This is a genomic window from Protofrankia coriariae (genome assembly GCF_001017755.1).
Taxonomy (GTDB): domain Bacteria; phylum Actinomycetota; class Actinomycetes; order Frankiales; family Frankiaceae; genus Protofrankia; species Protofrankia coriariae.
The window spans coordinates 57,324-58,407 of the sequence record NZ_JWIO01000011.1 but is presented as its reverse complement, the minus strand read 5'-3'; the positions used below and the strand labels follow the sequence as shown (position 1 = coordinate 58,407).

2 pseudogenes (both only partly in view) are annotated in these 1,084 nt (G+C 69.6%); one reads left to right on the top strand and one right to left on the bottom strand.

What is annotated here, in order from left to right:
- A pseudogene (locus FrCorBMG51_RS09010) lies at positions 1 to 374 on the bottom strand (S-(hydroxymethyl)mycothiol dehydrogenase) (it extends 756 nt beyond the left edge of the window).
- Between the two features lie 411 nt (positions 375 to 785).
- Here FrCorBMG51_RS09010 and FrCorBMG51_RS09005 point away from each other — a divergent pair.
- A pseudogene (locus FrCorBMG51_RS09005) lies at positions 786 to 1,084 on the top strand (ParA family protein) (it continues 734 nt past the right edge of the window).

Below are 1,084 nucleotides of genomic sequence, written 5' to 3'. Positions count from 1 at the left end.
CCCAGCCGCATCGGCTGGCTGGCGTTGCGGGAGTCGAAGCAGTACCACGGCCGGCCGCGCAGGCAGGAACGACAGCTCCCGCAGGGCGCCCGCCAGGCGATCACCACGTAGTCGCCGGGCACCAGTGAGGTGACCCCGTCGCCGACAGCCTCGACGGTCCCGGCGGCCTCGTGGCCGAGGAGGAAGGGGTAGTCGTTGTTGATGGCGCCCTCGCGATAGTGCAGATCGGTGTGGCAGACGCCGCACGCCTGGACCTGTACCCGCGCCTCCCCCGGCCCCGGGGCGGGGACGACTATCTCCGTCAGGGTGACGGGGGCGCCCTTCTCCAGGGAAACCACGCCACGCACAGTCACCGCATCCGTTGTCGCGCCCATTGTCATGCTCCCGTCGTCGTCGACCGTCGGCGGCCCGGACACCCGGCTGCGCACCAAGCATGATCGTGCAGTTCCCGGCCGTCCAGACGGGCTTGCCCCGGCCGTCCGGACAGGTGCAGGCCAGGCTTCAGCCAAGCTTCAGCCAGGCTTCAAGCCAAGCACCGTTCACGGTGGGCCGGCAATTCCCGCCGGTGGAAATACGTCCCGGTATAGTTACCAACTGTTATTGAGAGCTGTCTGCCGCTATCGGTGGAACCCGTCGGGAGCGGACCGGAACAACGGGGACATCGGCTGCGCCGGGCCGCGGCTACCGACCCGGCGGGATGCGTCCGACCATCGGTCGGTACGCTCCTGTCGGTCCGCTTCTGCTCTCCGCGCACCGATCCGCAAGAAGGGAGCAGGTCCCTCGACATGACCGCCGATACTTCGCCGATGGCGGCCCCGGTACGCCCCCCGTACGGGCGGATGACCGTCGGGGAACCAGCGCTGCCCGATGACAGCCAGTTCGACGCCGCCGACATCCCCGCCGCCGATGGTGACGCCGGCGAGATCGGGCCCACCGGACGCCCGTTGCCCGTCTTTCCGGTACCGCCGCCGGTGTCGACACACGGGCCCGCCTGGGTGGTCGCCATGTGCAACCAGAAAGGCGGCGTCGGCAAGACGACGAGCACGATCAATCTCGGTGCCGCGCTCGCCGAATACGGCCGCCG